Annotated in this window: 2 protein-coding genes; both read right to left on the bottom strand. The window is 45.7% G+C overall.

Going from position 1 to position 1,392, the window contains the following annotated elements; all coding sequences use genetic code 11:
• Positions 1-228: 228 nt before the first annotated feature.
• Positions 229-687: a hypothetical protein gene (locus DWB84_RS18755; RefSeq protein ID WP_187411352.1), complete on the bottom strand. Its 459-nt coding sequence runs from the start codon at positions 685-687 to the stop codon at positions 229-231.
• A gap of 10 nt (positions 688-697) precedes the next feature.
• Positions 698-1,392, bottom strand: a 695-nt coding sequence (locus tag DWB84_RS18750) for an RHS repeat-associated core domain-containing protein (RefSeq protein ID WP_187411351.1), incomplete at its 5' end; no start/stop codon positions are given.

Genomic DNA, 1,392 nt, shown 5'->3' with positions numbered 1-1,392 from the left:
AGATGGTCACTTTTGGTATGCAGGGCAAGAAAGGAAGTGGCAATGCGGAATTGCCTCAGTTGCAAGGAGATCTGTGTACGCGATGATAAAAAGCCCTGCGAAGGAATTCGTCGGGCTTTGTTGTATTGCGCAATAAATTGGACAGGTGGAGGAAAGAGCCTTTTGACCATCCTATCGGGTGAGGTAAATCTTGCCGTTGTGGCTATGGATCAAACAGACTTTATCCAGTCAATCCATCCATTCACCCTGAGCACACCAAAAAGGCTCAGCATCAAAAATAAGCTCTTTGGGCTCATCATAAATTTCTTCAGGCAGATGAAAATCTTTATAGAAAATGTCTCCTTGCACTCGATTTCGTTTCGTCACTTCAATAGCGCATTCTCGGAACGGGCAATAATTCATCTCGTAGTTCTTATAAGGGTATCTTTTGCCATTCACTACAATGAAAACTCTTTGTGCGGCACCATCCAGCTGACCTTGGTGTGATGGCCAAGTGGAGTTGGTCATACACATAGGGAAGCTGCTGTTGGATTGAATCTCAATCGACATTTTCTTTTCCTGCGGATGATCTGTATAGGAGAACAAATAGTCCTTATTGATCCTAGGCGCCTCGCAGCGCTCAAATTTCTCGTAGAGGCTGCAGCCGAACAGCATCGTGAGCATGAAAGTTAACAGGATGTTTTTCATATCATCGCCCTTAGAATCCTGGATAAACCAGCTGCATTAAATTGTCTGGATTGGTTGTTCCTTCCAGCGCATCGAATGCTTCTCGTTGCGCAGGCGATCCAAATCTATACCCTACTTGATTATTAAAATACTGATGATAAAGGCCAGCGGTATGCAAAGACTCGTGGCCTACAACCCATTGTTGCTGAGTTGACACGTTTTGGTTAGTTGTCCATATCTTGGCGCCAAGGTTAACATTAATAATGTTGCCGCCGACAGGAGCAGATGCTGCACCATTTGCTGTTGCATTAGGTAGTTTTGCGTACTCTTCTTTGCTGTAGCCGTTCGCCATTTTTCCATCTGAGCCATTGCTTTTCAGCGCAGCTGCTCCAGAACTGAGAGCACTCGCTTTTTCTCTGAGTGCATCACCTCCTGCTTTTCCCTTGGCATCTAATTTGTCCGCTTTGGCGTTCAGTTTTGAAGCCGTCTTATCCATAGCGTTGGCTGCCGCTTGCTGGGCCTGATCAAACTTTTTCCATTGCTCGTCCGTGAATCCCGTACCCCTGCCGTATTTTCCAGTTGGATCTATCATATTGACTGGATCATTTCCCACATAAGCATAAAGATTCATCTGATCTTCATACCCCACAGGATCGGTTTGCAAAAACCGCCCGAGCGCCGGATTGTAGATTCTCGCACGGTAATAATATAGGTCCAACTCCGGCA

The organism is Saccharophagus sp. K07, from assembly GCF_014336955.1.
In the GTDB taxonomy this organism is placed as follows: Bacteria; Pseudomonadota; Gammaproteobacteria; order Pseudomonadales; family Cellvibrionaceae; genus UBA5868.
This window is presented reverse-complemented; position numbering and strand designations above follow the sequence as displayed.